Raw genomic sequence first — 24,869 nt, forward strand, 5'->3', positions numbered from 1 at the left:
GAAATTTTTCCGGAAGGCCGTGTACGACCGGCCATGCGCCCTACGGGCGGAAGATACCCAGGCCGTCAGGCCTTGGCCGCGGGCGGATCGGCAGGCGGCGGGTCGAATCCGTGAGCCCGTCGCGGCTCCGGCCCGGCGGAGCGCGGGCGAATCAGCGTGCCGGAGCGGCTCGGCGTGCCGGGGCGGCTCGGAGATCAATGGGCCTCCCCCGAGAGCAACCGCACCCACAGCACCTGCATCCGCGCGGAGACGAGCCGTTCGCTCTCGCGGATCTCCATCTTCACGCCCCGCGTCGTCCGCCGGATGAACATCAGCCCGCCGGCCGAGCACAGCTCGTAGATCGTCGCCTTGCACTCACACGTGTGCCTGTGGACCCGCACGCGGTCACTGCGGTTGGTGGGTTTCGACCACGCGATTTTCTGGTGCCTGTCCCTCGGAGGGCTGGCATGGATGCCGTGATAGGGCGGCGGGAGGGGAATATCGGCACCTGGCCGCTTAGCGGCTATATCACCCATTAGCAGCCCTTTCACCAGGCAAAGTTGGAGTCACAGGCCATCCCCGTCACTCTCGGTGGCCCGGCGAATACGCCAAGATTTGGAAGACCCGTCACCCCCTCAGGGATGGATTGATGGCAAACTCTGATCCGGTCTACCTGCGTGTAGTCGAGGACATTCGCCGCCAGATCGTCGACGGCACGCTCCCCCCGGGCGCACCGATCCCCTCGCGGCACCAGATCACCCGTAAATACAGCGTCGGAGAGACGGCCGCCCGCCACGCGCTGCGCGTGCTCGCGCAGGAGGGCCTCATCATCGGCCGCGTGGGCTCCGGGCACCGGGTGCGGGAGAAACCGATCCTGCTCCCGCTCCACCGCAGCCGCCTCCCCGAGCCGCACGCCGCCTTCGTCGGCGACATGCAGGCGGGCGGGCGGCAACCCAGCTGGAGCTGGCGCAGCGAGCTCGCCGACGCCCCACCCGACATCGCCCGTCGGCTGCGTATCGGCGAGTGCAGCCCGGTGATCCGGACCCGATACGTCTTCCGCGGCGACGGGCGTCCGGTGCAGCTGCTCACGACGTACGAACCGGTCGAGCCGGGGCAGAGTCAGGCGCCCGAGGAGGGCACGTACGAGCGCAGGAGCGCGGCCTTCCGTCTCGCGGCGAGCGGCATGCCGCTCACCGAGATCAGCGAGACCGTGCACGTCCGCGTTCCCCAGCCGACCGAGAGCGACCTGCTGGAGCTGCCCGCGGGCGTCCAGGTGCTCCAGATCGAGCGCACGTACTGGGCCGGCGAGCGGCCGGTGGAGACGAGCGACGCCGTGGTGCCCGGCGACAGGTTCCGCCTGGTCTACGGCATTCCCAGCCCCCTCTGACTGTCGGTGCCCACTGGTACAACCGATCCGGATCCCCCATCCGGAGGTGCCGATGCGCGTCAAGGACATGCCCCTGGCCGACCAGCCGCGTGAGCGGCTGATGACCTCCGGAGCCGCGGCGCTCGCCGACAGGGAGTTGCTCGCCCTGCTGCTCGGCTCGGGCAGCAGGGGCGTGAGCGCCGTCGAACTGGCCTCCCAGCTCATCGCCCACTGCGGCGACCTCGGCGAGCTGGCCAGATCCGAGGCCCATCGGCTGCTCGCCGTCCCCGGCGTGGGTCCCGCGAAGGCCGCCCGCGTGGCGGCCGCGTTCCATCTCGTACGGCGGGCCCAGGCGGAGCCGGAGCGAAGCCGGATCACCTGCTCGGCCGACATCGCTTCGGCTGCCGCTCCCCTGCTCCACGGGCAGCCGCGCGAGCGGCTCGTCGTGGTGGTGTGCGACGGCCGCGGCGCGGTGCTGCGCCGGACCGTGGTCACCGAGGGCGGCAGCGACCACACCCCCGCGCCCGTCCGCGACATCGTCACCACCGTCCTCCTCTCCGGCGGGGCCGCCTTCGGCCTCGCCCACAACCACCCGAGCGGATCGCTCGACCCCAGCCCCGCCGACGTCGAGGTCACGGCCCGCCTCCACGAGGCCGCCGACACCGTCGGCCTCCGCTTCCTCGACCACGTGATCGTCACCGACACCGCCTGGCGCCGCGTCCCACACAATGAGTAGCGAGGTCATAACTATAAGTACCGACGTTACTACTGGTCTATAGCCCGTATCTGCCAGCGCCTTGAGCTGTAGCATTTTGTGCGATGATGTCTGTTTCGGTCTATCGTTTGATCGTGCTCGACCGAGATGGACCCGTACCTGTCTACAAGCAGATCGCCGAGATCCTCCGAGATCGCATCGACAGCGGCGAGCTGGCCCCCGGCAATCCCATGCCGAGCGAGGCGCAACTGGAGGCCGAGTACGGCATAGCGAGGACGACGGCGCGCCGGGTTGCCCGGGAGCTACGCGAGCAGGGTCTCGTCTACACGGTTCAGGGCGAGGGCACCTTTGTCGGCGATCAGGCCGCTCCGCGTGTGCGCCGGAAGAAACCCCTCTACCAGGAGATCGCCGAAGAGGTCGCACAGCGCATCCGACGACAGGAATTCAAGCCGAACCGCGCCATTCCCAGCGAAAAGGCACTCATGAAGCAGTACGGCGTGGCCAAGGTGACCGTGCGACTGGCCGTCGGCTTCCTCCGGGACCAGGGCTACGTCTTCACCGTCCCCCACCGCGGCACTTATGTGTCATCTCCGGATAACTGGCCGCAGGACTGACCCGCGATTCAAGGAAACGCGTCGCACCGGCGCGTGCGGCTCCTAACGTGGTGGCGTGCTTGACCACGACGGCGACACGCATCTCTACCTTCAGGTGAGCGAGATCCTGCGTCGGCGGATCGAAGACCTCGCGCCCGGCTCGCCCGTCCCCAGCTAGGCGGCCGTTCAGAGCGAGTTCGGTGTCGCGCGGACAACCGCACACCGGACCCTGCGGCTACTTCGGGATGAGGGTCTCGTATACACAGTCCACGGCCGGGGGGACGTTCGCCGGCAACTCCGACGCAGAAGCTGTGGCGGCACCTCGTTCGACCCCTGCTTACCGGCAGATCGCCCAGGGAATCGTCGAGCTGATACGACAGGGCAGCCTGGCGCCCCGCCGTCCGGTACCGAGCGAGGCGACCCTGGCGCAACGACATGGCGTGGCCCGCGAAACCGTGCGACGAGCCATGGCCGTACTTCGAGAGGCAGGCTGGGTCTACACCGTTCCCCAACGCGGGACCTATGTGTCGCCGCCCGAGGACTGGCCGCAGGATTAAGGATCCGCGAGCGGACGAGCACGGTGAGTGCGGCGGGCACGAGGCGGAGCGGCCGAGCCTCGGGAATGGTCAGCGGCCCGTACGGATGGCGGTGAGGAACCCACCGCCCGACGGGCCGGGGACGGGACGGCCGTAGGAGGAGGCGACGTCGGCGCGATCGTGGATCTGCGGCCGCCAGCCGTGCCGGCCGAGCCAGCCGGGGGCGTCCTCGCGCAGCCCTCCCCTCCACAGCGAGGTGAACTCGTCCATCGTCGTCAGGCCGCGAGTCCGGGCAAGGACGGCGGAATCGGCGATGCCGCCGTGCTCGAAGGCGAGCCGACTGCCCGGCCTGGAGAGCTCGCCGATCTCGGTCAGTAGACGTGTCACCTCGTCGGCCGTCAGGTAGAGCAGCAGTCCTTCGGCGAGCCACGCGGTCGGTACGGCATGGGCGAACCCGGCCGCGACCAGCTCGCCCACCCCGCTCTCGCGCAGGTCGGCCGGAACGACCCTGCGCTCGCACACGGGCAGTGCGCCCGCTCCGTCCAGCACCGTCTCCTTGAACGCGAACACCTCGGGGAGGTCGAGCTCGAAAACCCGCACTCCGCGCGGCCACGGCAGCCGGAAAGCACGTGTGTCGAGCCCTGCGGCGAGCAGGACCACCTGGGTGCAACCGGCGGCCGTCGCGGCGAGCAGGTAGTCATCGAAAAACCGCGTCCGCAGGACCCCGTGAAAGGCGAACACCGCCCCCAGGGATGCCTGCGGCCCCCCTTTGGCGAGGTCTTCTGAGACGGGCGGCCCGGGGAACGCGCCCGGCACAGCGTCCAGGAATCTCTGTGCGTACGGGTCGTCGAACAGGCGGTCATCTTTGAGGCTCTCGCGAGCCCTCACCATCGCCATCCCCAGGGCCGTCTTCGCCACGCCCTCCAGTGCACCTTGCGGCTCCATGGTCCACCTCCTCATATCGCCAACGATACATCGTTAGAGATGTTTCGCTGACGATGTAACCTGTGGCGCATGGACGGCGGACGACTGCACCGGCTGGGCAAGCGCCTCATCGAACTGTCCTCACAGGTCACCGGCGAGGCCGGTGACCTGTCGCTGACCCCTGGCGAGGCAGCCGTCCTGGAGGATGTGATCAAGCACCCCGCCAGCTCGATCAGCGAGATCCACCAGCGGACAGGATTCGTACAGAGTCATGTGTCCGCGTCGGTGTCGCGTCTCAAAGCTCGCGGGCTGGTGAAAGCCACGACCGACCCGGACGACGGGCGGCGCACCCGCGTCGCCATCGCCGACGAAGCCCTACAGGCGATCAGCCGCCGTGCGGCCCGCGACATCAACCAGGTGATCGGCCACACCGTCACCGACCCCGCTCGGGCCCGCCGGGCGACCGAGTTGCTGGAGGAGCTGGCCGACCTCCTGCTCTGACGAGCGACAGAATCCGGACGTAGAGAGATGGCGGTTTCACCGTGCGTGATCGACCTGGCGTCCCTATCCTGTCGGGCATGCCAGTAACCGAGGAGCGCATCGACGCCATAGAGCGGGAGATCACCGGCATCAGGAGCGATGTCCGGCTGCAGAACGCCATGCTGATCAAGTGCGGTGAGCAGATGAGCGATCTGCGCACGGGTCAGCACGAGCTACGGAAGGGCCAGGAAGAGCTTTACGCCATCACAGCCGAGCTACGTGCCGGTCAGGAGGAGATCCGCGAGACATTGGAGGAGTTCCGCTCCGCGTTCGCCGTCGTGCTCGATGAGATCCGGCAGCAGAAAGCGTGGCGGGAGGAGTTCTCCGACAAGCTCGCTCGTGTGATCGCCAAGAGTGAGGGCATCGACGCGTAGCCGCGTTCGTCAGGCGACTCCCCCAATTCCCCTCCGCGCTTCCTTGGGCATCAGGGGAGTCGCCTGACGAGGCCACGTTCCACCGGCTCTGCCGCCGGCGAAAAGGGCAGACGGGACGTTCAGGCGACGGGGTCCGTACATCGATTTACGTACGGGCATGGCCATCCGCGGGCGGATGCCGCGGCAGCCTGTGCCTGCGAGGCTCCGGGGCATGCGCAGGCGAACAGCATGGGTGATCTTCATCGTCGCGGTCATCACGACTTCGGTGCTCGTCTATCCATACCTGGGCCTTGATGCCGACGACAGCCGCCTCGATGTGCGCGACGGACTGCACTACTACGTTCTGGTCGGTCATATCTGGACCGCCGGGGTCGCGCTCGTGCTCGGTCCCTTGCAGTTCATGCCCAAGATCCGGGCGCGCAGGCGGGTCCACCGGACACTCGGCCGGCTCTATCTCCTCCTCGGCGTTCTGCCGTCCGCGGTGGCCACGATCCCGGTCGCGCTGTGGTCGGGCCGCCTCATGACGCAGATCGGCCTCACGACCGCGGCCGTCCTGTGGCTGCTCACCGGTGGCCTCGCGTACCGGGCAGCCCGCCGACGCGACTTCACCGCCCACCGCGACTGGATGATGCGCAACTACGCCCTGACGTTCCTCGCGGTCACCGCGCGCGTCCTCGTTCCCCTCCTCCTGCTGGTGCAGATCCCCTTCCGCAGAGCCGAAGCGATAGGAGATCTCGCGACCTCGATGATCCCGATCGGTCAGACGCTGGGCTGGATCGTCAACCTGGTCCTGGTCGAAACCATCATCAGGAGGCGCCTGTCCGAAGAAGCCCGCAAAATGAAACTGCTCAATCGATGAGGGCCATGGCCCTGTCGGTCAGGCCCGCCGGGGCGGTCTTCGGGCTGCCGGCGTCGAAGGGCGGCCGCGGATCGTACTCGATCGCGAGCTGAACGGCCTGCGCCGTCTCCTCGTCGCGCATCGCGGCCAGCAGGGTCAGGGCCATGTCGATCCCGGACGAGACGCCCGCCGCCGTCACGACCTTGCCGTCGACCACCACGCGCTCGCTGACCGGCTCGGCGCCGAACCCGGCGAGCTGGGCGAGCCATCCCCAGTGGGTGGTCGCCCTGCGGCCCTTCAGCAGCCCCGCCGCGCCCAGCAGGAACGAGCCGCTGCACACCGAGGTGGTCCACCGCGTCCGCTCATGGGCCCGCGCGATCCAGCCCAGCAACTCCGCGTCGGACAACGCCTCGATCGTCCCGGGTCCCCCGGGCACGACGACCACGTCCGGCGCGGGCAGGTCCTCGTACGACGCGGTCGCCGCGAGGCTGAGGCTTCCCCGGTCGTCGAGCACCGGCCCGGGCTCGGCCGCGACGAACGTGACCGTACAGCCCGGCGCGAAGGCCAGCACGGTGTACGGCCCGACGGCGTCGAGCGCGGTGAACCGGGGATAGAGGGGGATCGCGATGTTCATGATCTGCTGCCTTCCTTCGATCGGAACCGGCGGCGGTAGTCGCCGGGTGAGACGCGCCAATGCCGGCGGAAGACCCGGTAGAGGGTCTCGGGAACGCCGAGCCCGGCCTCCCTGGCCACCCGGTCCAGGGGATGAGCGGTGGTCTCCAGCAGCCGCCGCGCCGCGTCGGCCCTGCTGCGTTCGACGTACCTGCCGGGTGAGACCCCGGTTTGCTCGGTGAAGACCCGGGAGAAGTGCCGCTCGCTCATTCCCGCCCGCCGGGCGAGCGCGGGAACGCTCAGGTCCTCGGCGGGGTTGGCGTCGATGAACGCCTGGATCTCCCGCAGCGGCTCGGCGCGGGGGACGGCGGCCCGCATGGGGGCGCTGAACTGGCTCTGCCCGCCCGGGCGGTGCAGATACACCACGAGCCCGCGGGCGACGTCGCGGGCGACCTTGTGACCGTGGTCGTCGGCCACGAGCGCGAGCGCGAGGTCGACGCCCGAGCTGACCCCGGCCGAGGTCCAGACGTTCCCGTCGCGGATGTAGATGGGATCGGCGTCCACCTCGACGTCCGGATAGCGGTCGGCCATCTCACCCGCGACCAGCCAGTGGGTGGTCGCGCGCCTGCCGCCCAGCAGCCCCGCCTCCGCGAGGAGGAAGCCGCCGTTGCACACCGAGGCGACCCGCCGGGCCCCGGCCGCCAGCCGGGCGACGCCCGCGACCAGCTTCCGGTCGCGCAGGTGCTCCGGCACCGACAGCCCACCCACGACCATCAGCGTGTCGATCGGCCCCGCGACCTCGCCCAGCGGCGTCTCCGCGAGGGTCGCGATCCCGTTCTGGGCGGGTACGGCACCGGCGCGCACGGCCGTCACCTCGACCCGGTAACCGGGCTCGGGCACGAGCAGGTTCGCCGTGGTGAAGACGTCGGCCGGCCCGGCGAGATCGAACATCTGGAAGCCATTGAAGATCACGATGACCACGCGTCGCTGCATGCCTCAATGCTCGCGAGCACGGCCTCATGGCGTCAACGACACAGAGATTGCACATCACGCCATGACAACCGGCCCGCCCGAGACGATCTGGGGGCGCTGTCGATATGGTCGCCTCTCGTTCGTCGTCATCATGTGCGGCGCCTCGCCGCGCGAGGTGACGACAGGACTGACAGGAGTTCGGGCTGTGAAGTACATGCTGTTGATCAACGCCGGTGCGGCCGACGCGAACGGCGCGGGCGCCGAGGGCTCCGAGGGCTCCGAGGGCTCCGAGGGCTCCGAGGGCGACTTCCAGGAATGGGTGAACTACGACAAGGCCGTACGGGACGCGGGAATCTGGGTCTCGGGTGAGTCGCTGGCGGACCTGGTGACCGCCACGACGGTCCGGGTCGGCCCGGACGGGCAGCGGTCCGTCGTCGACGGCCCGTTCGCGGAGACCCGTGAGGTCCTCGGCGGTTTCTACGTCATCGACGTCCCGAACCTGGACGTCGCGCTGGACTGGGCGGCCCGCTGCCCGGGGGCACGCGGCAGCGGTTCGGTCGTGGTGCGGCCGGTCGCCGACTTCGGGGCCTGAGCGCGGTGCGGGAGCAGGCGTCCGGCACCGGCAGGGCGGTGGAGTCGGTGTTCCGGGAGGAACACGGGCGCCTGCTGGCCTCTCTCGTGCAGAGGTTCGGCGACCTGGACCTGGCCGAAGAGGTCGCCTCCGAGGCGATCGAGGCGGCACTGGTGCACTGGCCGGCGCAGGGCGTCCCCGTCAAACCCGGAGCCTGGCTCCTGACGACGGCCCGGCGCAAGGCTGTCGACCGGTTGCGCCGGGACCAGACCTATGCCGCCCGGCTCGCCGTGCTGCAGGTGGAGGCGGACCGGGCCGATCCCGCTCCGCCCGCGGACGCCGACGCCGATCTTCCCGACGAACGGCTGCAACTGTTCTTCACCTGCGCCCACCCGGCTCTGCCGGATGAGGCGCGCGGGGCTCTGATGCTGCGCTGCCTCGCCGGGTTGACCACCCCGGAGGTCGCGCGGGCGTATCTCGTCCCGCCGGCCACGATGGCCCAGCGGATCGTACGGGCGAAGAAGAAGATCCGTGCGGCCCGGATCCCGTTCAGGGTGCCCGGGACCGACGAGCTGCCGGTGCGTCTGCCGGGGGTGCTCCAGGTCCTGTACTCGGTCTTCACGGAGGGGTACGCGGCCAGTTCGGGGCCTGATCTGCAGCGGCCTGATCTCGCCGAGGAGGCCATCCGGCTGGCGCGGATCCTGCGGCGGCTGTTGCCCGCCGAGCGAGAGGTCACCGGGCTGCTGGCGCTGATGCTGCTGGTCCACGCCCGGCGCGAGGCCCGCACCGGCCCGGACGGAGAGCTCGTGCTGCTGGAGGACCAGGACCGCGGCCGCTGGGACCGCGCCATGATCGAGGAGGGCCTCGCGCTGGTGCCCGTCGCACTGACCGGCGGTCCGCCCGGGCTGTACGGAGTGCAGGCCGCGATCGCCGCTCTGCACGACGAGGCGGCAGATCTGGAGACCACCGATTGGCCCCAGATCGTGGCCCTTTACGAAGTAATGCTCGCACTGGACCCGTCACCCGTCATCGCGCTAAACCGGGCGGCGGCCGTGGCGATGCGCGACGGCCCGCACGCGGGCCTGGCATTGCTCGACGAACTGGCCGACGAGGAGCGGCTGCGCGGCTACCACCCGTACCACGCCGCCCGGGCGGACCTGCTGCAGCGCCTCGGACGACTCGACGAGGCCGCGGCGGCCTACCGCCGCGCCCTCGAGCTGGCCGGCACCGAACCCGAACGGGCCCACCTGCGACGCAGGCTCGGCGCAACCGAGTCGCCCGCCCCGAACGGCGTGATGGACACCTGACGTGCGGTGTCCCCCACGGTGTCTCCGGCGAGCCGGCCCGACGCCGGCGGGCACCGGGGCCCAGCCTCAGGCGGCGAGCAACTGGGCCACGACGATGACGTTGCCGTAGAGGTCGGCGAAGTGCAGCGAGCGGCTGTCGGGGTCCTCACGCTCGTCCCAGACCCGTACGCCGTGCTCGCGCAGCCGCTTGGCGACCACGTCGAGATCGGCGGTGTAGAGGACGAGCAGCGGCTGCCCGCCCGTCTGCCTGCCCACGAGCTCACGCTGCCGCGCGGAGGTGATCGGCATCAGCCACAGCCCCACTCCCTCCTGTCCGGGCAGCCCGATGTGCAGGAAGCGGTAGCCGCCCGCCACGTAGTCGTGCAGGACGGCGAAGCCGAGCACGTCGCGGTAGAAGGCCAGCGCCTCGTCGGCGTCGTCGACGAGCACCACCACCCGGCCGATCGCGGAGAAGAGAGCGTCATCCGTGGTCATGGGCCGCACCCTAGTTGGCGCCTCCGACATTCCGGCGGTCGGCCGGGAGCCGGTCATGCGCCGTGGACGTCCCCGAAAGGGTCCACGATGGGCCCCACGAGCATCGGGCGGGCGAGCATGTCCTCCGTGAACGGCACCCCGGTGATCTTCGCCGCCAGGGCGAACCCCCTCGTCAGGGCGGTGCCGTGGTTGTCCTCCCAGGCGGCGTCCCACGCGGCCTCGTCCTCCGGCGTGTCCAGTCCCATCCCCAGCTCGCGCATGTGGCCGTTGAGCCGGTCGGGGTCGGAGCCGTAGCGCTCGTACGGGTGCCGCGGCCGATAGCAGGTGACGATCGTGCCGTCGATCGCGTACTCGAAGCCGTGGTCGGCGGCGTAGTCGTGCCGGGTGACCGCCACCACCTCGCAGCCCCGTGACAGCCTGGGCAGCACCTCGTGGAGCGTGACCATCCAGCCGGAGGGCTCGATGGCCACGCACCACTCGCCGGCCTGGAAGACGCCCACGTGGCCGCCGCCGTCTCCGCCGTCCGTGTCCTCGACGAACTCGTACACCTTGTCGTCGAGCTCGGCGAAGCCGGACTCCCGGCCGGAGTCCTCGCCTCGGCTGAAGCGGCGCACGACCTCCGCGGGGTCGAGCCCGCGGAAGAAGGCCACGCTGAAGATCACGCCCAACGGGCCGCCGCCCCCGCTCTCGGGCACGTCGAGCCACTGGAACGGGGCCAAGGGATCGGTCGTCGTCATGCGGGCCAGGGTGGCAGGCCGTACCGACAATTCCGCCTGAGCGAGCGTCACTCCTCGCCGGAGAACCGCTCCCAGGCGGACTGGCGGGTCATGCCGAGCGCGGCGCCGATCCTGGCCCAGGTGGCGCCGCGGTCACGCGCCCGCTGCACCCAGACCCGCAGGTTGTCCTCGACCTGCGCGCTCACCGCGGCGATCCGCGGCAGGAACTCCAGGATCTGCTCGACCGTCATGCTCTCGGTGTAGGAGATCTCCGGCGTCTCGACGGGCTGAGCCGCCAGGATCTCGGCGCAGAGCCCGACGCACTCGTTGCAGATGTGGACGCCGGCACCGGCGATCATCTTGGCCACGGCGGTCTTCGGCTTGGAACAGAACGAGCAGCGGATGTCCTGTTCCGCCACAGAAGGAGCGGACATGTCGCCTCCACGGGATGTAATGTCAGGCTGTTCCTGACGATCGACACCGAGACTAGTCCCGTCAGGAGCAGCCTGACAATAGATCATCCGGTAAGCGATGTTTCCCGCACCCTCGTTCCCGGGTCAGCTCTTGGGGCCGAAAGGCGTGCGGGACCTCTCCCTTGCGTCCGCAGCGCGGGCAGGGGCGGTATCGCCCGGACCACCAGGTGGCCTTGAGCGTCCCGCTGCCCTTGCACTTGGGACATTCGGCCACCTCACCCGCGGCGGCGAGGGAACTCGCATCGCCCGCCTCCCGTCGGCACCGGTCGCACGGGAGAGGACGCCGGGCGGCCCCCGGCCGGTGACAGCCGGGCCCCGCTTCGTTGAAGTCACAGGTCCCCGGGTCGCGGCCCTCAGACCCGCTCGGGCTGAAGCGCTGCGGCCTGCCGCACGTCGGCCCGGGGGCGCCGCAGGACGACGAGCGCCACCGCGAAGGCGGAGATCAGCAGGGCGAGGGAGACCGTGAAGGCCAGGCGGTAGCCGCCGGTCAGCGCGACCGCCTCGCCCGCCCCACCCGCCAGCAGCCCCTCCGTACGGGTGGCGGCCAGCGTGGACAGCAGGGCGACGCCGGCGGCCATCCCGACCTGCTGGGTGGTGTTGAACACCCCCGAGACCAGGCCGGCGTCGTCGGAGCGGGCGTCGGACATGCCGAGCGAGGTCAGCGCCGGAAGCACCAGTCCCCCGCCCATGATGAGCACCATCACGGGGAGCAGGTCGGTCACGTAGCGGGCGTCGACGGGAACGCGGGTGAGCCAGGCCATCGCGCCGATCAGGAGCACCAGGCCGCCCAGCAGTACGGCACGCGCGCCGAACCGGGTGCTGAGCCGCGGGGACACGAACAGCGACATGATCGCGATGGACAGCGCCGCCGGGAGCATGGCCAGGCCGGTGCCGAGCGCGTCATACCGGAGCACCTGCTGCATGAACAGCGCGACGACGACCTGGAAGGCGAACATCGCGCCCAGCGTCAGGATCTGCACGAGGTTGGCGCCGGCGACGGTGCGCGAGCGGAGGATCCGCAGCGGCATGAGCGGGGTGCGGGCGGTCGCCTGCCGGACGGCGAACGCGGCCAGCAGCACGAGCGCCACCACGCCGAACCACAGGGAGCGCGGGCCGAACCGCTCGATCTGGACCACACCGTAGATGCCCAGCATGAGACCGGCGGTGACGAGCAGGGCGCCCAGGGCGTCCGCGCCCGCCGACAGGCCGAGCCCTCGATCGGCCGGCAGCGCCCGGACCGCCAGCGCGATCGTGACGACGCCGATCGGCACGTTGATCAGGAAGATGTAGTTCCAGCCCAGCGTGTCGGTGAGCACCCCGCCGAGGACCTGGCCCAGCGACGCTCCCGCGGCGCCGGTGAAGCTGAAAACGCCGATGGCCTTGGCCCGCTCCCCCGCGTCGGTGAAGGTCGTCACCAGGATGCCGAGGACGACCGCCGAGGCCATGGCGCTGCCGACCCCCTGGAGGAACCGGGCGCCGATCAGCATCCCCGGCCCGGAGGCGGCTCCGGCCAGCAGGGACGCGGCGGCGAAGACGGCGTTGCCCGCCAGGAACATGGCCCGGCGGCCGACCAGGTCGCCCAGCCGGCCGGCCAGCAGGAGCAGGCCGCCGTACGCGATGAGGTAGGCGTTGACGGTCCAGCTCAGCTCGGCGGGCGCGAAGCCGAGATCCCGCTGGATGGCGGGCATGGCCACGGTCACGATGCTGCCGTCGAGAACCGTCATCAGCATCGTGGCGGACAGCACGCCCAGCACGAGCCAACGGGATCGAGGTATGCGCGACATGGGGTCGCCTCCTGTTCATGAGGAACAGGCACGACCGTAGCAGATAGTTTTGTTGTAGACGATCCCTTACGGACCCATCAGCCGCGTTGACGCGCCCTCCGGACCGGCCGGGGCGCCTCCACAGGAGTGGCCAGATGGCCAGTGACCAGGCGGTTCAGTGCCCGGAGGAGCACCTCCGCCTCCTCCTGCGGCAGCGACCCGAGAGCGGCCCGGTGCACCCCGTCGACGATCTCCTGGCTCCGCTTCGCCACCTCCGCGCCCTTCTCGGTGACCGCGACGATCCGGGCGCGCCGGTCCGTGCTGGACGGGCGCCGCTCGGCGAGGCCTGCCTCCTCCAGGGCGTCGAGGGTGACCACCATCGTGGTCTTGTCCATGTCACCGAGCTCGGCGAGCTGGATCTGCGTACGCTCCTCCTCCATCGCGTGGACGAGCACGCAGTGCATGCGCGCCGTCAGGCCGATCTCGGCGAGGGCCGCCGCCATCCGCGTACGCAGCACGTGGCTGGTGTGATCGAGCAGGAAGGACAGGTCGGGCTCGTTACGCGAGGGTGCCATGGCCGTCATGCGCCCAGGCTACCAATTCGTCCGATTGCGGATTATCTCCAAAGGTCACAGTGCGCGCAGGGCGGCCTCGATCGACGCCCGACCCGCCGGGACGAGCGGGAGCCGTACGGCGGCGGTGGGAATCCGGCCCTGGGCGTGCAGGACACCCTTCAGGACGGTCGGGTTGGGCTCGGCGAACATGGCCGCCGACATGAGCGACAGCCGGTGACCGAGAGAGCGGGCATGGTCCACCTCCCCGGCGTGCCAGGCCCGGACGAGCTCCGCGAAATCGCCGGTACGCAGGTGGGCGGAGGCGAGGATGCCGCCGGAGGCGCCCAGCGCGAGCAGCGCGGACAGGAACGGGTCGTCTCCGGCGAGCACCGCGAAATCGGCCGGCGGGTCGGCGAGCAGGGCGATCGTGTCAGAGTCGACGCCGCCGACCGCGTGCTTGACCCCGGCCACCATGGGCAGCTCACCCAGCCGGCGCAGCGTGCCCGCGCCCACGGACTGCCCGGTTCGATAGGGGATGTTGTAGACGATCAGCGGCACCGGGGTCTGCTCGGCCAGCGCGGTGAAGTGGGCGAGCACGCCCGCCTCGGACGGCCGGACGAACGCCGGGACCGTCACCAGCGCCGCGTCCGCCTCCCCCTTGAGAGCGCGCAGCGCCTCGGCCGTGCTCCGCGTGTCGGCCGACCCCGCGCCGACCGTGAGCGTGGCGCCTCGTTCGCGGCAGACCCGGCCGCAGATCTCGATCACCGCGCGCCGTTCCTCCTCGGCCAGCGTGGCGACCTCCGCCGTGGTGCCGAGCGCGACGAGCCCCGACGCGCCGTCGTCGAGCACGGCGTGCGCCAGGGCTTCGAGCGCGTCGACAGCGATCTCGCCGTCCTCGCCGAACGGAGTGATCAAAGGGACATGAACACCGGAAAGAGCCATGCCACGATCCTTCCGGCGAGCAACCGTGTAGGTCCAGTTCGCGTTTCTGTCGAAACCGTTAAGCTGAACTGATGCTCGGCACTCACCGCCCCGGCCCGCGCTGATGCTCGACGTCCGCAGGCTCCGCCTGCTTCGTGAACTCGCCCACCGGGGCACGATCGCGGCGGTGGCCGAGGCGCTGACGTTCACTCCCTCGGCCGTCTCCCAGCAGCTCGCCGCGCTGGAACGCGAAGCGGGGGTCGCCCTGCTGGAGCGCACCGGACGGCGCGTCGTCCTCACCCCCGCCGGAGTGGCGCTGGTGCGGCACGCGGAGGCCGTGCTCGAACGGCTGGAGCAGGCGGCGGCGGAACTGGCCGCGGCCAGGAGCGATCTGTCCGGGATACTGCGGATCGGCGCCTTTCCCACGGCGACCCGCGCCATCCTCCCCTCGGCCCTGGCGGCGCTCGCGCGGAGCCACCCCGGCCTCGCGCCGATGGTGGACGAGGTCGATCCCGCCGAGGTCGCGCCCAGGCTGCGCACCGGCGAGCTCGACGTCGCCCTGGTCCACGAGTACGACTTCGTCCCGGCCGAGCCCGACCTCGCGCTGGACGCCGTCCCCCTCCTCGACGAGTTCATGTACCTGGCCACCCCGCACACCGTCGGCGGCGAGGGCGACGCGGCCACGCTCCTCGCCTGCCGCGACGTGCCCTGGATCGCCTCCACTCCCGGCACGCTCTGCCACGCGATGACCGTACGGGCCTGCCAGGCGGCGGGGTTCTCCCCCCGGGTACGTCACCACATCGACGACTTCGCCACGGTGCTGGCGATGGTCGCCGTCGGGCAGGGCGTGGCGCTCGTGCCGGAGCTGGGAGCCGCCGACCCGCCCGGAGGCGTCACGCTGACCGCGCTGTCCATGCGCCGCCGCACCCGCGTCGCCTTCCGCCGGGGCGCCGGCGGTCACCCCGCCGTCGTCGCCCTGATCGCGGCCCTGCGTTCGGCCGTCCGATAGGGGTCAGAAGACCGGGATGATGTCCTCCGGGTCGATGACGTCGACCTCCACGCCGTCGATGTCGAGCTCGGGGATCGCGGGGAACTCGATGCCCCACCGCTCGACGATGGCGCGCACCCGGGCCATGGCCAGCCGCCAGTTGTCGGCCTGCTCCTCGTACGACAGCACCCCGAGGCCGCCCTCCCGCGCGTGGTCCATGAGCACGCGGTGGTTGTGCAGGAAGTACGGCGGAAGCTCCCAGAAGCCCTCGGGCGGCTCCCACAGGATCATCGACAGGAACACGAACCCGGCGCGCAACTGGCGCGTGATCAGGCCGCGCACGTCGTCGGTGAGCCCCGGCCACTCGTTCTCCAGGATCGTCATGCAGATCTGGAGGTGACGCGACTCGTCCCGGCCGATCTTGTGGAACATGTCCGAGAACAGGGGGTGCTCGGTGCCGGAGGCCATCCCGCGGAACAGCGTCGAGGCCGCCATCTCCCCCATCATGAAGCTCGTGAACAGCACGGCGAGCGAATACTTGCCCACGGCCGCGTTGTAGCCGTTCCAGTAGCGCCCGCCGTTGTGGTAGAGCCAGCCGATGTTGTTGTGCGCCGCTCGCTCCAGGTCGGTGGAGGGCTGCCAGTCCAGCGGGCCGCCGGGCCACAGCCGCGCGATCGCCCGCTGGCAGCACTCCTCGTGGTTCATCTCGTCACGGGTGATCGAGAAGAAGCACTTGCGTACGGGATCCTCCTCGTGCTTCTCGAACGCCTGGATCGTGGCGCGGGCGAAGACGGCGGGGCCGGAGGCGTCGAAATTGGCCAGCACGGAGAACCAGTACATGATCCCCAGCCGCTGCTCGGCCGTGAACTCGCCGGGGTCGAGCAGGTTCCACGGCAGGTCGGCGGGGTTCCAGACCATGCGCTTGGACTTCTCGTAGATCGCCGCGAGCTTCCCGGTCTCCACCCGCCACTCCATCGGGTAGATGTTGGGCTGCGGGATCTCGGGAGCCGGCCAGAAACCGCCCTCGGGAACCACGACGTCCGACATCGTCTCACCATCCCCGCGCCTGTGACTCACGTCACCATGTAACAGTGTCAGCCTCATCCTGCGCCGTGCCGTCACACCAATCAAGTGCCCACGCTGTGCCGCCGGCGGCCGGCCTGTGTGAGGGCGACGCAGACGAGCACGGCCAGAGCCGCCACGATCGTCGCGGCGCCGATCTCCTCGTTGAGCAGCAGCCATGCCCACACCAGCGTGAGCAGCGGTTGCGCGAGCTGGATCTGCCCGGCACGCGCGATCCCGCCCATCGCGAGCCCGGCGTACCACGGGATGAACCCGAGGAACATCGACACCAGGGCGACGTACGCGAACCCGGCGAGCGACACGGCCGAGGGCTCCACGGGGGTGGTGACCGCCAGCACCACCGTCACGGGCACGGTGAGCGGGGCCGCCAGCACCAGGGCGTACGAGATGACCCGCCAGCCGGGCGTCTCCCGCGCCAGGCGCCCGCCCTCTGTGTAGCCGAGGGCGGCCGACAGCAGCGCGAGCACGAGGAGCAGGTCCGCCCCGGCGAAGCGGCCGGTCCCCCGGGTCAGGGTGAACACGGTGATCGACAACGCCCCCGCCGCGCAGGCCGCCCAGAACAGGGGCCGCGGCCGCTCCCCCGCCCGCAGCACCGCGAAGGCGGCGGTGGCGGCCGGGAGGAGGCCGGTGACGACGGCGGAGTGGGCCGTGCTCGCGCCGCCGTCGAGGGCCAGACCGCTGAACAGCGGGAAGCCGACGACCACGCCCAGCACGATCATCACGTACGACCGCAGATGGGCGCGGGGCGGCAGGAGCGGCGCACCGGCGGCCTTGAGGCAGATCACGGCGGCGAGCGCCGCGATCGCCGCGCGCCCGATCGCGACCAGGTACGGATCGAACCCCCGCATCGCGAACACGGTCGCGGGAAACGACCCCGAGAACGACAGCACGCCCACACCGGCCATGAGGCTGCCCCGCCACGCGGAACGGCGAGGGGAGGCCGCTATCGGGAGAACATCGATAGCGCTATTGTCAATTTTCATGAATGACGATAGCAGTATCGCCCGTCTCGCCGCGATCCTCCGGGAGGAGACGGAACGGGCGCGGCCGGGCGAGCGGCTGCCGTCGAGCAGGGAGATCATGCGCCGCCACGGCGTGGGCCCGGTGACGGTCTCGCGGGCGATCGCGCAGCTCGCGGCGGAGGGGCGGGTCGTCACCCGGCCCGGCGCGGGGGTGTTCGTGGTCCCGGCCCGGCGGCCGGTCGCGGAGGCGCCCGATCTGTCGTGGCAGACCGTCGCCCTGGGCGACCGGGTGGTGGACGACTCGGCGACGGCGAGCCTGCTGGCCCAGCCCGCCGACGGCGTCGTGCCGCTCACCGGCGGTTATCTCAACCCCGAGCTGCGCCCGGTCAAGGCGCTGGCCGCGGCGGCCGCGCGAGCCGTACGCCGGCCGGAGGCGTGGAGCATGCCCCCGCTGAACGGCCTGCCGGAGCTGCGCCGCTGGTTCGCCACCGAGGTCGGCGGCGCGGTGACGCAGAACGACGTGCTCGTCGTGAGCGGCGGCCAGTCGGCACTCACCCTCGCGTTCCGCGCGCTGGCGGCCCCCGGCTCGCCGATCCTCGTCGAGACCCCCACCTACCCGGGAGCGCTCGCGGCGGCCAAGGCCGCCGGACTGCGGGCGAGCGCGGTGCCCCTCGACCGGGACGGCGTACGGCCCGACCTGCTGGCCGAGGCGTTCGCGATGACGGGGGCGCGGGTGTTCTACTGCCAGCCGACGCTGCACAACCCGACCGGGGCGACCCTGACCCGCGAGCGCAGGGAGCAGGTGCTGGCCGTGGCCCGGGCCGCGGGGGCGTTCGTGATCGAGGACGACTACGCGCGATACCTGGCGACCGGCCCGGTCCCGCCGCCCATGGTCAGCGTGGACGCCCACGGCACAGCGGTCCACGTCCTGTCGCTGAGCAAGATCACCTCACCGAGCCTGCGGGTGGCGGGGCTGATCGCGCGGGGCCCGGCCGCGCGCCGGCTGCGGGCCTGCCAGGTGGTGGAGTCGTTCTTCGTCGCCCGGCCCCTGCAGGAGACGGCGGTGGAGTTCGTCGGCTCCCCCGCCTGGCGGCGCCACCTCGGCACCGTCCGCCAGGAGATCGGCGTGCGGCAGGCCGCGCTGCTGGCCGGGCTCGCCCGTCACGCGCCCGAAGCCGAGGTGCATCTGGTGCCCGCCGGCGGCCTGCACGTCTGGGTACGGCTCCCGCCCGGCACCGACGAGGCCGAGGTGGTCGAGGCGGCACAGGCACAGGGCGTGCTGGTGAGCCCGGGGCGCATCTACTACCCCTCCGAGCCCCCGGGTCCCCGGCTCCGGCTGACCCACACGGCCGCGGCGGGCCTGCCCGAGCTCGACGAGGGCGTCCGCCGCCTCGGCCCGATTCTCGCTTCACCTGTGGCCGGCCACTTCCGTTAGTCACACCGGCCTCAGGAGACAACCTTCGCCCCGCGCGAACCGTCTCATCTCTGTCGCCCTTCCGCCCCCGCACAGAGGAGACACCGTGCGCGTCCGCTTACTGTCGATCGCGTCCTGCGCCGTGTCCCGAGCCCGCGGGGCCGACGTGCTCCCGAAAGTCGATCCGCGCGGCCGGGTACAAGTCCCCGGCCGCCAAGGACGCGGTGGAGCTCACCCTGTGGCGGGCGGTCTGCCGGGGCGAGGTGCCCCTCGCCAAGGCGCAGCAGGCGATCGCCAAGAACCGGCGGGCCGCCGTGCGGCGGCTCGGCCTTCGAGCTCAGTGGCGCTCGCGGCCGGATCGGGGTTCTTCTCCGCGCTCCCCACGGCGATCGGCCCGCGACAGGCGCTCGCGACGCTCGCTGTTCCGCAGGGCCAGATAGGCCAGGTAGCTGATTCGCATGGAATCCTCCTCGGAATGGTCAACACCACCAAAACGCTTACGAAGGTGTTGTTATTCCACGACCTCCGACTGTCGTACAGTGGTCACGAGGGGTGATCGATCATGACGGGCCCGGCGGAGCTGCTCCGCGACTTCGTGAACACCTACGACGTCGAGGGAGACGCCGACGAGCTGGCCTCGCCGGCCGAGCTGTCCGTCTGGCTGCGCGAACGGGGGCTGATCGGCGACGACGACCGCGCCGCCGACGAGGATCTCGCCGTGGCGACCCAGCTGCGCGAAGGGCTGCGGACCGCGCTGCGCGGCAACCACGACGGGGGTTCGTACGAGATGCCGGAAGGGCTGGACGCGGCGCTGGCGGGGCTGCCGGTGCGGGTGACGCTCTCGGCGGGCACGCCGGTCCTGGAGCCGGCGGTGCCCGGAGTGGCGGGCGGCCTCGCGCGGCTCGCGGCGCTGATCCCGGCCGCCCACGCCGACGGCACCTGGCCGCGGCTGAAGGTCTGCGCCGAGAGCACCTGTCAATGGGCGTTCATCGACTCCTCGAAAAACCGGTCTCGCTCCTGGTGCTCCATGCGCGTCTGCGGAAACCGCACAAAAACCCGGGCATATCGGGCACGACGCCAGGCGGAAGGTACGCCGAGGCCCTCCTGACCAGTACGGTGTTACAGGCTAAGAAAGGAGCCCGCCGAATGGGTGTTAGAGCTGCCCGCCTCGAGGACGTCGACGCGGTGACCAGCACCCAGATCCGGGCGTGGAAGGCTGTCTATCGCGACTTCCTGCCACCGATCCCGCTGGAGCAGATGACCGGGCCGGCGGCGGAGAAGATGTGGCGCCGCCAGTGGGAGGAGGCGATCCTCTCCCCGCCCTCGCCGCGTCACCGCCTGCTCGTCGCCGTCGAGCGGGTGGTGCCCGACACCGACGCGTTCACCGCGCTCGGGCCCGGCGGCATCCTGGCGACCGCGGCGCAGCGCGCATCCGACCGGGTCGTGGGGCTGGCGTCGCACGGACCCGCCGAGGACCCGGATCTCCACCCCGCCAGGACGGCCGAGCTGATGACGTTGCTCGTCGATCCCAACCACATCAGGCGCGGACACGGCAGCAGACTGCTCAACGCCACGGTGGACCACCTGCGCGAGGACGGCTACAGCACGGTGGTCACCTGGGTCTTCGCCGACAACCACCCGATGCTGGGCTTTCTCGAGTCGGCCGGATGGGGCGAGGACGAGGCCGAGCGCGTCCTCGACATGGGCCGGCCGATCAGGATGATCCGCCTCACCACCGACATCAGCTGAGAGCTCGCCGCGGAGACGGTCGTCCTGACCACGGCCATCCGCCGAGCGCGCCCACACCGCACCTCGAACCCGTACCGGACCACGATCCACCGCTCCCCTCCTGCCCGTCCGCAGGGCGTTCCGCCTCCGGCGGCGTCGCGTCCGCCAACCCCGCTGTCAAGGGATGACGGGGGATTGGCCAGACTAGGTACGCCTTCACCGGCTACGCACAGGTAGGAAAAGGGAGTCACGTGGCCACCCCAGCTCAATGGTTAGCGGGCGCACGCCCCCGTACGCTGCCCGCCGCCGTCGTCCCGGTCGCCGTCGGCACCGGAGCCGCCGTCGCGGAGGGCGGCGCGGTCTGGTGGCGAGCGGCGCTCGCGCTGTTCGTCGCCCTGGCGTTGCAGGTCGGGGTCAACTACGCCAACGACTACAGCGACGGCGTGAAGGGCACGGACAAGGACCGGGTGGGCCCGCTGCGGCTGGTCGGCTCGGGCGTCGCTGCCCCGAAGCAGGTGCTCGCCGCCGCTCTCGGCTGTTTCCTCGCCGCTGCGGTGGCCGGTCTCGTCCTGGTGGTGGCCACCCGCGCCTGGTGGCTGCTGCTCGTCGGCCTCGCCTCCATCCTGGCCGCCTGGTTCTACACCGGAGGCTCCCGCCCGTACGGCTACCGCGCGCTCGGGGAGATCTCGGTCTTCGTGTTCTTCGGCCTCGTGGCCGTCGCGGGGACGACGTACGTCCAGGTGGAGCGGCTGACCTGGCTCTCGCTGGCCGCGGCCGTGCCCGTAGGGCTGCTCGCCTGCGCGCTCCTCATGGTCAACAATCTGCGCGACATCGTGACCGACGGCCCCTCCGGCAAGCGCACGCTGGCCGTGGTGCTGGGTGACGCCCGCACGCGCCTGGCCTACTCGGCGACCCTGGTGCTGCCTTTCGTGTGCGCGCTCGCCCTGGTGCCGTTCAGGCCCTTCGCCGCGCTGACCGTGCTGGCGCTCCCCCTCGTGGTGGCTCCGATCAGGACGGTCCGCTCCGGCGCGACCGGCCCCGCGCTCATCGCGACGCTCCAGCAGACCGGCCGCCTGCAACTCGTCTTCGGCGCCCTGTTCACCCTCGGCCTGGCCCTGTTCTGACCGGCACCGCAGGAGGCCCGATGGAGCATCCGTGGACCTGGGATCAGGACCCGCCACTGCGGTGGCTGCTGGTCGACGAGTACACCGGCGACACCGGCGCCGCGCTGGGGGTGTGCGCCGGCATCGACGGGTTGTTCGCCGAACCCGAGCCGCCGCCGGAACCGGAGCGCTTCACCCTGGTCGGCTGCGACCCGGCCGGTCCCCTGCGCGAGGCTCTGCAGGCCGCGTCAGCGCCTTCCGGTGACGTTCAGGCCCGAGCGTGGCTGCCGGCCGTCATGCTCGACCCGGTGCACAGCGACCCCGTGCCGGGGGGCTGCCAGCGCTACGACGTCGGCTGCTCCTGTATGGAAGAGCTGTTCGACGTGGAGGTGCTCGGCCATCGGCCCTCGATCGCGGGCGACGGCCTCGTGGACGCCGAGCTGCGCGGGCGCCTGCGCATCCTGCCGGAGATGCACTGGCCGCCCGCGCACCCGCCGGAGGCGCGGGGCTTCCTTCTCCACGGCCAGGGGAACGAGCCGCTGGGCAGTTGCCGCAGCACGATCGGGGTCTTCCACGACCGGCCGTTCCCCGTGGAGCAGCCGGTGACCCTCGTCGGCTGCCGCCCGGAGGAACCGCTCCTCACGCTGATGCGGCGGCGGTCCGCCAGGAACCGGCACCTTCAGGCGACGGTCCACGCCGTCGACGCCGCCGGTCGCGCGGCGAGGACGTACAAGGTGCTGTCCGCCGTCGTCATCGGATCGGCCCCCTCCCGGCTGGACGCCGGGCTCCTCGACATCACCCTCCACGGCGGTTTCGACGAGCCGTTCCCCGACGGCGCTCGCGAGATCTACGACCTCTGGTACGCGGGGCGGCCCTCCCGGCGTAACCTCTGGGCCGGGTACGACCGCGGACTGCGGCACGAGTGGGCCGGTGCGGCGCTGTTCCACCGCCCCCATCAGCCGGACCGGCCGCCGGGTCTCACCTACGATCTCGACGGCCGTTTCGTCACCGACATCGAGGGCTTCTACTGCGCCGTCGGCGAGGCCGTCAACGGTCCCGGCGGCTACTTCGGCTGGAACCTCGACGCGTTCGACGACTGTCTGCGCGGCGGATGGGGCGCCGCCCGGCCCTTCCGGCTCGTCTGGCACCACGCGGAGGTGGCCCGCGACCATCTCGTCCCCGGCTACGACAGGCCCCCGTACGACCTGCGGTCCTGGGGCCCGGCCGTCACGATGGACGATTTGCTCGGCATGTTCGCCCGGGCAGGCGTCACCGTCCAGCTGCGCTGAGCGGCGGTTGCGCTTGGTGCTCGGACACTTCCGGATGCGGCAGGCCGTACTGGCACCCGGGCCGCATCCGGAGGTTCCCATGGAGGAGCGGGTCGCCCTTGAGGCGGTCAGCCCTGGCCCACGAGCCGGTCCTTGATGAGCGCGATCACCTCGTCGAACCGCTCATCCATGGTGTCGAGCCGCCGGTCCACGGCGTCGAACCGGGCATCCATGCCGTCCAGTCGCCGGTCGATGCCGTCGAGCCGGGTCTCCACGCGATCCATACGCGCGTCCAGGCCGTCGAGGCGGTGGCCGACGACTTCGAGCCGGGTCCCGACGCCGATGAAGCGGTCCTCCATCGCGGTGAACCGTTCGTCGGCGAGGTCGAACCTGGCCCTCATCTCCGCGAAGCGCGAGTCCATGCGCGCGCGGAACTCCATCGCGTCGTCGCGCGCCGCCTGGACAGACGGACGTTCGCGCCCTGTGCGTGCTGGATGTCCAGGTCCATCTCCGCCATGGTGGTCATGCCTTTCTCCGGGGGGTCGTCGTTCCGCACGGATCGCCGGGCGGCGGTCCGGGGGACAACCTTGCCGCAGGGCGGAAGGGACTTCGGACCGCTTCGGACCACCGAAAACCGTTCTGGAGAAGGACCTGAACCGCATGGATGATGTTTGCCGCACCGGATGGACGACTGGCGCTCCCTGAGCGGCCTCTTGCCGCGTGAACTGGGAAGATACCGCCGAAACACCGAAGGCGCCCGCTCATGCCCGCAATGCGAAAATCGCTTGTCGCGGAACGCGGGGCGTCGCTTGCATGTCTCCCATGCCCACCCTGCGGATCGACTCCGTGACCGACGCCACCCTCGAGGACTGGCGGCACGCCCACAATGTGATCATTCCCGATGACCCGCTGACCCTCGACGAGGTACGCGAACGCGCAGGACGCAACCACCTGGAGGTGGCCTACGCCGGCGGCGAGCTGGTCGGCTGCTCCACCGTGCGTCCGCCCGGGAACGGCTCGCCGGTCGCGACCGTGATCGTGCGTGTGCTTCCCGCCTACCGGCGGCGGGGTTACGGCGAGGAGATGTACGCGCGGTCGATGGCTCACGCGCGCTCGCTCGGCGCGAGCGTGATCGAGACGGTCGTGCTGGCGTCCAACACCGACGGTCTGCGCTTCGCCGAAGCACACGGCTTCACCGAGGTGGACCGCTATCACCCGCCCGAGGGCGGCGGCCCGTTCATCACGCTGAGCAGATCGTGAACGGGCGCCGCCCGGGCCCGTCCCCTACGACGACAGGCCGGGCGGCGGGGCCGCTGTGACCGCTCTACAGGTCGAGGAGGCGCTCCAGGCCCACGGTGAGGCCGTCGAGCTCCGGCACGCGGCGTACGCCCAGCAGGACGCCCGGCGTGAACGACGCCCGGCTCATCGTGTCGTGCCGGATCGTGAGGGTCTCCCCCTCACCGCCGAGGATGACCTCCTGGTGGGCGATCAGCCCGGCGAGCCGTACGGCGTGCACGTGGACGTCGCCCACGGTCGCACCCCGGGCGCCGTCGAGGGCGGTGGTCGTCGCGTCGGGAGACGGACCGAGCCCGGCCTCGTGCCGCGCCTGCGCCACCAGTTCCGCCGTGCGGCGGGCGGTGCCGGAGGGCGCGTCGGCCTTGTGCGGGTGGTGCAGCTCGACGATCTCGACCGACTCGAAGTGCTTGGCCGCCTGCGCCGCGAAGTGCATCATCAGCACGGCGGCGATGCCGAAGTTGGGGGCGATCAGCGCGTTGGTCCCCGGGTTGGCGGCCAGCCAGCCCCGCACGGTGTCCAGCCGTCCGGCGTCGAAGCCCGTCGTGCCCACGACCGTGTGGATGCCGTGGGAGATGCACCACTCGAGGTTGCCCATGACGACGTCGGGGTGGGTGAAGTCCACCACCACCTCGGCGCCGGTCAGCGCGTCGAGCGGGTCGTCCTTGTCGACCTCCGCCACGAGCTCCAGGTCGTCGGCCGCCTGGACGGCCTTGCACACTTCCACACCCACGCGCCCTCGGGCGCCAAGAACACCGACCTTAATCACGCGCCCAAGGCTATACGTGACGGCGGGAGCCGG

31 protein-coding genes are annotated in these 24,869 nt (G+C 71.1%); 16 read left to right on the forward strand and 15 right to left on the reverse strand.

The genetic code is table 11. The features are described 5' to 3' along the window. Positions 1 to 194: 194 nt before the first annotated feature. The gene (locus AAH991_RS21080) at positions 195 to 380 is read right to left on the reverse strand and encodes a hypothetical protein (protein WP_346227584.1); all 186 of its coding nucleotides are present in this window, start codon (positions 378 to 380) and stop codon (positions 195 to 197) included. A gap of 248 nt (positions 381 to 628) precedes the next feature. Between AAH991_RS21080 and AAH991_RS21085 the strand changes: the two genes are divergently transcribed. The 4 genes from AAH991_RS21085 to AAH991_RS21100 all read left to right on the forward strand — a co-directional run bounded on the left by AAH991_RS21085 (position 629) and on the right by AAH991_RS21100 (position 3,210). Next, positions 629 to 1,366: a GntR family transcriptional regulator gene (locus AAH991_RS21085; RefSeq protein ID WP_346227585.1), complete on the forward strand. Its 738-nt coding sequence runs from the start codon at positions 629 to 631 to the stop codon at positions 1,364 to 1,366. Positions 1,367 to 1,418: 52 nt separating this feature from the next. Continuing rightward, a complete protein-coding gene (locus AAH991_RS21090; protein WP_346227586.1) occupies positions 1,419 to 2,081 on the forward strand; it encodes a JAB domain-containing protein in 663 nt (220 codons plus the stop codon). A gap of 83 nt (positions 2,082 to 2,164) precedes the next feature. After that, positions 2,165 to 2,674 carry a GntR family transcriptional regulator gene (locus tag AAH991_RS21095; RefSeq protein WP_346227587.1) on the forward strand — a complete coding sequence of 170 codons (510 nt, stop codon included), beginning with the start codon at positions 2,165 to 2,167 and terminating at the stop codon, positions 2,672 to 2,674. A gap of 224 nt (positions 2,675 to 2,898) precedes the next feature. Next, positions 2,899 to 3,210 carry a winged helix-turn-helix domain-containing protein gene (locus AAH991_RS21100; protein ID WP_346227588.1) on the forward strand — a complete coding sequence of 104 codons (312 nt, stop codon included), beginning with the start codon at positions 2,899 to 2,901 and terminating at the stop codon, positions 3,208 to 3,210. Between the two features lie 69 nt (positions 3,211 to 3,279). Here AAH991_RS21100 and AAH991_RS21105 read toward each other — a convergent pair whose 3' ends face one another. Next, positions 3,280 to 4,134, reverse strand: a complete 855-nt coding sequence (locus AAH991_RS21105) for a class I SAM-dependent methyltransferase (protein WP_346227589.1) — start codon at positions 4,132 to 4,134, stop codon at positions 3,280 to 3,282. 69 nt (positions 4,135 to 4,203) lie between these two features. On the opposite strand from AAH991_RS21105, the gene AAH991_RS21110 reads away from it, so the two are divergent. From AAH991_RS21110 to AAH991_RS21120, 3 genes are all read left to right on the forward strand, one after another. After that, complete coding sequence (locus tag AAH991_RS21110) at positions 4,204 to 4,614, forward strand: helix-turn-helix domain-containing protein (protein WP_346227590.1); 411 nt, start codon at positions 4,204 to 4,206, stop codon at positions 4,612 to 4,614. A gap of 77 nt (positions 4,615 to 4,691) precedes the next feature. Then, positions 4,692 to 5,027, forward strand: coding sequence for a hypothetical protein (locus AAH991_RS21115; RefSeq protein WP_346227591.1), 336 nt, complete (start codon positions 4,692 to 4,694; stop codon positions 5,025 to 5,027). 232 nt (positions 5,028 to 5,259) lie between these two features. Then, positions 5,260 to 5,886, forward strand: coding sequence for a DUF2306 domain-containing protein (locus AAH991_RS21120; RefSeq protein WP_346227592.1), 627 nt, complete (start codon positions 5,260 to 5,262; stop codon positions 5,884 to 5,886). On the opposite strand, the gene AAH991_RS21125 is transcribed toward AAH991_RS21120, so the two are convergent. Together AAH991_RS21125 and AAH991_RS21130 are read right to left on the reverse strand one after the other, a co-directional pair. Continuing rightward, positions 5,876 to 6,499 (reverse strand): DJ-1/PfpI family protein, encoded by a 624-nt coding sequence (locus AAH991_RS21125; protein ID WP_346227593.1) that lies wholly within the window; start codon positions 6,497 to 6,499, stop codon positions 5,876 to 5,878. The two genes, AAH991_RS21120 and AAH991_RS21125, sit on opposite strands and share 11 nt — an antisense overlap. After that, positions 6,496 to 7,470, reverse strand: coding sequence for a GlxA family transcriptional regulator (locus tag AAH991_RS21130; protein ID WP_346227594.1), 975 nt, complete (start codon positions 7,468 to 7,470; stop codon positions 6,496 to 6,498). Before AAH991_RS21130 ends, AAH991_RS21125 begins: the two co-directional genes overlap by 4 nt. 193 nt (positions 7,471 to 7,663) lie before the next feature. On the opposite strand from AAH991_RS21130, the gene AAH991_RS21135 reads away from it, so the two are divergent. Then, on the forward strand, positions 7,664 to 8,041 hold the full coding sequence (locus AAH991_RS21135) for a YciI family protein (RefSeq protein WP_346227686.1): 378 nt from the start codon (positions 7,664 to 7,666) through the stop codon (positions 8,039 to 8,041). A gap of 5 nt (positions 8,042 to 8,046) precedes the next feature. Further along, complete coding sequence (locus tag AAH991_RS21140) at positions 8,047 to 9,327, forward strand: RNA polymerase sigma factor (protein WP_346227595.1); 1,281 nt, start codon at positions 8,047 to 8,049, stop codon at positions 9,325 to 9,327. Positions 9,328 to 9,393: 66 nt separating this feature from the next. On the opposite strand, the gene AAH991_RS21145 is transcribed toward AAH991_RS21140, so the two are convergent. From AAH991_RS21145 to AAH991_RS21170, 6 genes are all read right to left on the reverse strand, one after another. Beyond that, positions 9,394 to 9,801 (reverse strand): VOC family protein, encoded by a 408-nt coding sequence (locus AAH991_RS21145; RefSeq protein ID WP_346227596.1) that lies wholly within the window; start codon positions 9,799 to 9,801, stop codon positions 9,394 to 9,396. A 53-nt stretch (positions 9,802 to 9,854) separates the two neighbouring features. Then, a complete protein-coding gene (locus AAH991_RS21150; protein WP_346227597.1) occupies positions 9,855 to 10,538 on the reverse strand; it encodes a DUF6461 domain-containing protein in 684 nt (227 codons plus the stop codon). A gap of 47 nt (positions 10,539 to 10,585) precedes the next feature. Continuing rightward, positions 10,586 to 10,951 carry a ClpX C4-type zinc finger protein gene (locus AAH991_RS21155; protein ID WP_346227598.1) on the reverse strand — a complete coding sequence of 122 codons (366 nt, stop codon included), beginning with the start codon at positions 10,949 to 10,951 and terminating at the stop codon, positions 10,586 to 10,588. Between the two features lie 392 nt (positions 10,952 to 11,343). Then, positions 11,344 to 12,774, reverse strand: coding sequence for an MFS transporter (locus AAH991_RS21160; RefSeq protein ID WP_346227599.1), 1,431 nt, complete (start codon positions 12,772 to 12,774; stop codon positions 11,344 to 11,346). Between the two features lie 77 nt (positions 12,775 to 12,851). Beyond that, on the reverse strand, positions 12,852 to 13,337 hold the full coding sequence (locus AAH991_RS21165) for a MarR family winged helix-turn-helix transcriptional regulator (protein WP_346227600.1): 486 nt from the start codon (positions 13,335 to 13,337) through the stop codon (positions 12,852 to 12,854). A gap of 45 nt (positions 13,338 to 13,382) precedes the next feature. Then, a complete protein-coding gene (locus tag AAH991_RS21170) occupies positions 13,383 to 14,249 on the reverse strand; it encodes a 4-hydroxy-tetrahydrodipicolinate synthase family protein (RefSeq protein ID WP_346227601.1) in 867 nt (288 codons plus the stop codon). A gap of 103 nt (positions 14,250 to 14,352) precedes the next feature. Here AAH991_RS21170 and AAH991_RS21175 point away from each other — a divergent pair, with 103 nt between their 5' ends. Further along, entirely contained in the window at positions 14,353 to 15,237 is an 885-nt protein-coding gene (locus tag AAH991_RS21175) for a LysR family transcriptional regulator (protein WP_346227602.1), read from the forward strand. A 3-nt stretch (positions 15,238 to 15,240) separates the two neighbouring features. On the opposite strand, the gene AAH991_RS21180 is transcribed toward AAH991_RS21175, so the two are convergent. Further along, positions 15,241 to 16,263: a hypothetical protein gene (locus AAH991_RS21180; protein WP_346227603.1), complete on the reverse strand. Its 1,023-nt coding sequence runs from the start codon at positions 16,261 to 16,263 to the stop codon at positions 15,241 to 15,243. An 80-nt stretch (positions 16,264 to 16,343) separates the two neighbouring features. Then, the gene (locus tag AAH991_RS21185; RefSeq protein WP_346227604.1) at positions 16,344 to 17,204 is read right to left on the reverse strand and encodes a DMT family transporter; all 861 of its coding nucleotides are present in this window, start codon (positions 17,202 to 17,204) and stop codon (positions 16,344 to 16,346) included. Between the two features lie 76 nt (positions 17,205 to 17,280). On the opposite strand from AAH991_RS21185, the gene AAH991_RS21190 reads away from it, so the two are divergent. Continuing rightward, positions 17,281 to 18,696 carry an aminotransferase-like domain-containing protein gene (locus tag AAH991_RS21190; RefSeq protein ID WP_346227605.1) on the forward strand — a complete coding sequence of 472 codons (1,416 nt, stop codon included), beginning with the start codon at positions 17,281 to 17,283 and terminating at the stop codon, positions 18,694 to 18,696. A 316-nt stretch (positions 18,697 to 19,012) separates the two neighbouring features. Here the strand turns inward: AAH991_RS21190 and AAH991_RS21195 are convergent, their stop codons facing one another. After that, positions 19,013 to 19,135: a hypothetical protein gene (locus AAH991_RS21195; RefSeq protein ID WP_346227606.1), complete on the reverse strand. Its 123-nt coding sequence runs from the start codon at positions 19,133 to 19,135 to the stop codon at positions 19,013 to 19,015. Between the two features lie 102 nt (positions 19,136 to 19,237). Between AAH991_RS21195 and AAH991_RS21200 the strand changes: the two genes are divergently transcribed. From AAH991_RS21200 to AAH991_RS21215, 4 genes are all read left to right on the forward strand, one after another. Further along, the gene (locus tag AAH991_RS21200; protein ID WP_346227607.1) at positions 19,238 to 19,783 is read left to right on the forward strand and encodes a CGNR zinc finger domain-containing protein; all 546 of its coding nucleotides are present in this window, start codon (positions 19,238 to 19,240) and stop codon (positions 19,781 to 19,783) included. A 38-nt stretch (positions 19,784 to 19,821) separates the two neighbouring features. Continuing rightward, positions 19,822 to 20,424: a GNAT family N-acetyltransferase gene (locus tag AAH991_RS21205; protein ID WP_346227608.1), complete on the forward strand. Its 603-nt coding sequence runs from the start codon at positions 19,822 to 19,824 to the stop codon at positions 20,422 to 20,424. Positions 20,425 to 20,654: 230 nt separating this feature from the next. Continuing rightward, on the forward strand, positions 20,655 to 21,527 hold the full coding sequence (locus tag AAH991_RS21210; RefSeq protein ID WP_346227609.1) for a 1,4-dihydroxy-2-naphthoate polyprenyltransferase: 873 nt from the start codon (positions 20,655 to 20,657) through the stop codon (positions 21,525 to 21,527). Positions 21,528 to 21,547: 20 nt separating this feature from the next. After that, positions 21,548 to 22,795, forward strand: a complete 1,248-nt coding sequence (locus tag AAH991_RS21215; protein WP_346227610.1) for a barstar family protein — start codon at positions 21,548 to 21,550, stop codon at positions 22,793 to 22,795. A gap of 107 nt (positions 22,796 to 22,902) precedes the next feature. Here AAH991_RS21215 and AAH991_RS21220 read toward each other — a convergent pair whose 3' ends face one another. After that, positions 22,903 to 23,196 carry a hypothetical protein gene (locus tag AAH991_RS21220; protein WP_346227611.1) on the reverse strand — a complete coding sequence of 98 codons (294 nt, stop codon included), beginning with the start codon at positions 23,194 to 23,196 and terminating at the stop codon, positions 22,903 to 22,905. A gap of 400 nt (positions 23,197 to 23,596) precedes the next feature. Between AAH991_RS21220 and AAH991_RS21225 the strand changes: the two genes are divergently transcribed. Then, positions 23,597 to 24,034 (forward strand): GNAT family N-acetyltransferase, encoded by a 438-nt coding sequence (locus tag AAH991_RS21225; RefSeq protein WP_346227612.1) that lies wholly within the window; start codon positions 23,597 to 23,599, stop codon positions 24,032 to 24,034. A gap of 64 nt (positions 24,035 to 24,098) precedes the next feature. On the opposite strand, the gene dapB is transcribed toward AAH991_RS21225, so the two are convergent. Beyond that, positions 24,099 to 24,836 (reverse strand): 4-hydroxy-tetrahydrodipicolinate reductase, encoded by a 738-nt coding sequence (dapB, locus tag AAH991_RS21230; RefSeq protein ID WP_346227613.1) that lies wholly within the window; start codon positions 24,834 to 24,836, stop codon positions 24,099 to 24,101. Positions 24,837 to 24,869: the final 33 nt, after the last annotated feature.

This window comes from Microbispora sp. ZYX-F-249, assembly GCF_039649665.1.
Classification (GTDB): Bacteria; Actinomycetota; Actinomycetes; order Streptosporangiales; family Streptosporangiaceae; genus Microbispora; species Microbispora maris.

What these genes read in the sequence shown, in the direction of transcription:
- AAH991_RS21085 (WP_346227585.1), top strand. Translation starts at nt 629, where the DNA reads ATGGCAAACTCTGATCCGGTCTACCTGCGTGTAGTCGAGGACATTCGC.
- AAH991_RS21090 (WP_346227586.1), top strand. Translation starts at nt 1,419, where the DNA reads ATGCGCGTCAAGGACATGCCCCTGGCCGACCAGCCGCGTGAGCGGCTG.
- AAH991_RS21095 (WP_346227587.1), top strand. Translation starts at nt 2,165, where the DNA reads ATGATGTCTGTTTCGGTCTATCGTTTGATCGTGCTCGACCGAGATGGA.
- AAH991_RS21100 (WP_346227588.1), top strand. Translation starts at nt 2,899, where the DNA reads ATGAGGGTCTCGTATACACAGTCCACGGCCGGGGGGACGTTCGCCGGC.
- AAH991_RS21105 (WP_346227589.1), bottom strand. Translation starts at nt 4,134, where the DNA reads ATGGAGCCGCAAGGTGCACTGGAGGGCGTGGCGAAGACGGCCCTGGGG.
- AAH991_RS21110 (WP_346227590.1), top strand. Translation starts at nt 4,204, where the DNA reads ATGGACGGCGGACGACTGCACCGGCTGGGCAAGCGCCTCATCGAACTG.
- AAH991_RS21115 (WP_346227591.1), top strand. Translation starts at nt 4,692, where the DNA reads ATGCCAGTAACCGAGGAGCGCATCGACGCCATAGAGCGGGAGATCACC.
- AAH991_RS21125 (WP_346227593.1), bottom strand. Translation starts at nt 6,499, where the DNA reads ATGAACATCGCGATCCCCCTCTATCCCCGGTTCACCGCGCTCGACGCC.
- AAH991_RS21130 (WP_346227594.1), bottom strand. Translation starts at nt 7,470, where the DNA reads ATGCAGCGACGCGTGGTCATCGTGATCTTCAATGGCTTCCAGATGTTC.
- AAH991_RS21135 (WP_346227686.1), top strand. Translation starts at nt 7,664, where the DNA reads ATGCTGTTGATCAACGCCGGTGCGGCCGACGCGAACGGCGCGGGCGCC.
- AAH991_RS21145 (WP_346227596.1), bottom strand. Translation starts at nt 9,801, where the DNA reads ATGACCACGGATGACGCTCTCTTCTCCGCGATCGGCCGGGTGGTGGTG.
- AAH991_RS21150 (WP_346227597.1), bottom strand. Translation starts at nt 10,538, where the DNA reads ATGACGACGACCGATCCCTTGGCCCCGTTCCAGTGGCTCGACGTGCCC.
- AAH991_RS21155 (WP_346227598.1), bottom strand. Translation starts at nt 10,951, where the DNA reads ATGTCCGCTCCTTCTGTGGCGGAACAGGACATCCGCTGCTCGTTCTGT.
- AAH991_RS21160 (WP_346227599.1), bottom strand. Translation starts at nt 12,774, where the DNA reads ATGTCGCGCATACCTCGATCCCGTTGGCTCGTGCTGGGCGTGCTGTCC.
- AAH991_RS21165 (WP_346227600.1), bottom strand. Translation starts at nt 13,337, where the DNA reads ATGACGGCCATGGCACCCTCGCGTAACGAGCCCGACCTGTCCTTCCTG.
- AAH991_RS21170 (WP_346227601.1), bottom strand. Translation starts at nt 14,249, where the DNA reads ATGGCTCTTTCCGGTGTTCATGTCCCTTTGATCACTCCGTTCGGCGAG.
- AAH991_RS21175 (WP_346227602.1), top strand. Translation starts at nt 14,353, where the DNA reads ATGCTCGACGTCCGCAGGCTCCGCCTGCTTCGTGAACTCGCCCACCGG.
- AAH991_RS21180 (WP_346227603.1), bottom strand. Translation starts at nt 16,263, where the DNA reads ATGTCGGACGTCGTGGTTCCCGAGGGCGGTTTCTGGCCGGCTCCCGAG.
- AAH991_RS21185 (WP_346227604.1), bottom strand. Translation starts at nt 17,204, where the DNA reads ATGGCCGGTGTGGGCGTGCTGTCGTTCTCGGGGTCGTTTCCCGCGACC.
- AAH991_RS21190 (WP_346227605.1), top strand. Translation starts at nt 17,281, where the DNA reads ATGAATGACGATAGCAGTATCGCCCGTCTCGCCGCGATCCTCCGGGAG.
- AAH991_RS21195 (WP_346227606.1), bottom strand. Translation starts at nt 19,135, where the DNA reads ATGCGAATCAGCTACCTGGCCTATCTGGCCCTGCGGAACAGCGAGCGT.
- AAH991_RS21200 (WP_346227607.1), top strand. Translation starts at nt 19,238, where the DNA reads ATGACGGGCCCGGCGGAGCTGCTCCGCGACTTCGTGAACACCTACGAC.
- AAH991_RS21205 (WP_346227608.1), top strand. Translation starts at nt 19,822, where the DNA reads ATGGGTGTTAGAGCTGCCCGCCTCGAGGACGTCGACGCGGTGACCAGC.
- AAH991_RS21215 (WP_346227610.1), top strand. Translation starts at nt 21,548, where the DNA reads ATGGAGCATCCGTGGACCTGGGATCAGGACCCGCCACTGCGGTGGCTG.
- AAH991_RS21220 (WP_346227611.1), bottom strand. Translation starts at nt 23,196, where the DNA reads ATGGACTCGCGCTTCGCGGAGATGAGGGCCAGGTTCGACCTCGCCGAC.
- AAH991_RS21225 (WP_346227612.1), top strand. Translation starts at nt 23,597, where the DNA reads ATGCCCACCCTGCGGATCGACTCCGTGACCGACGCCACCCTCGAGGAC.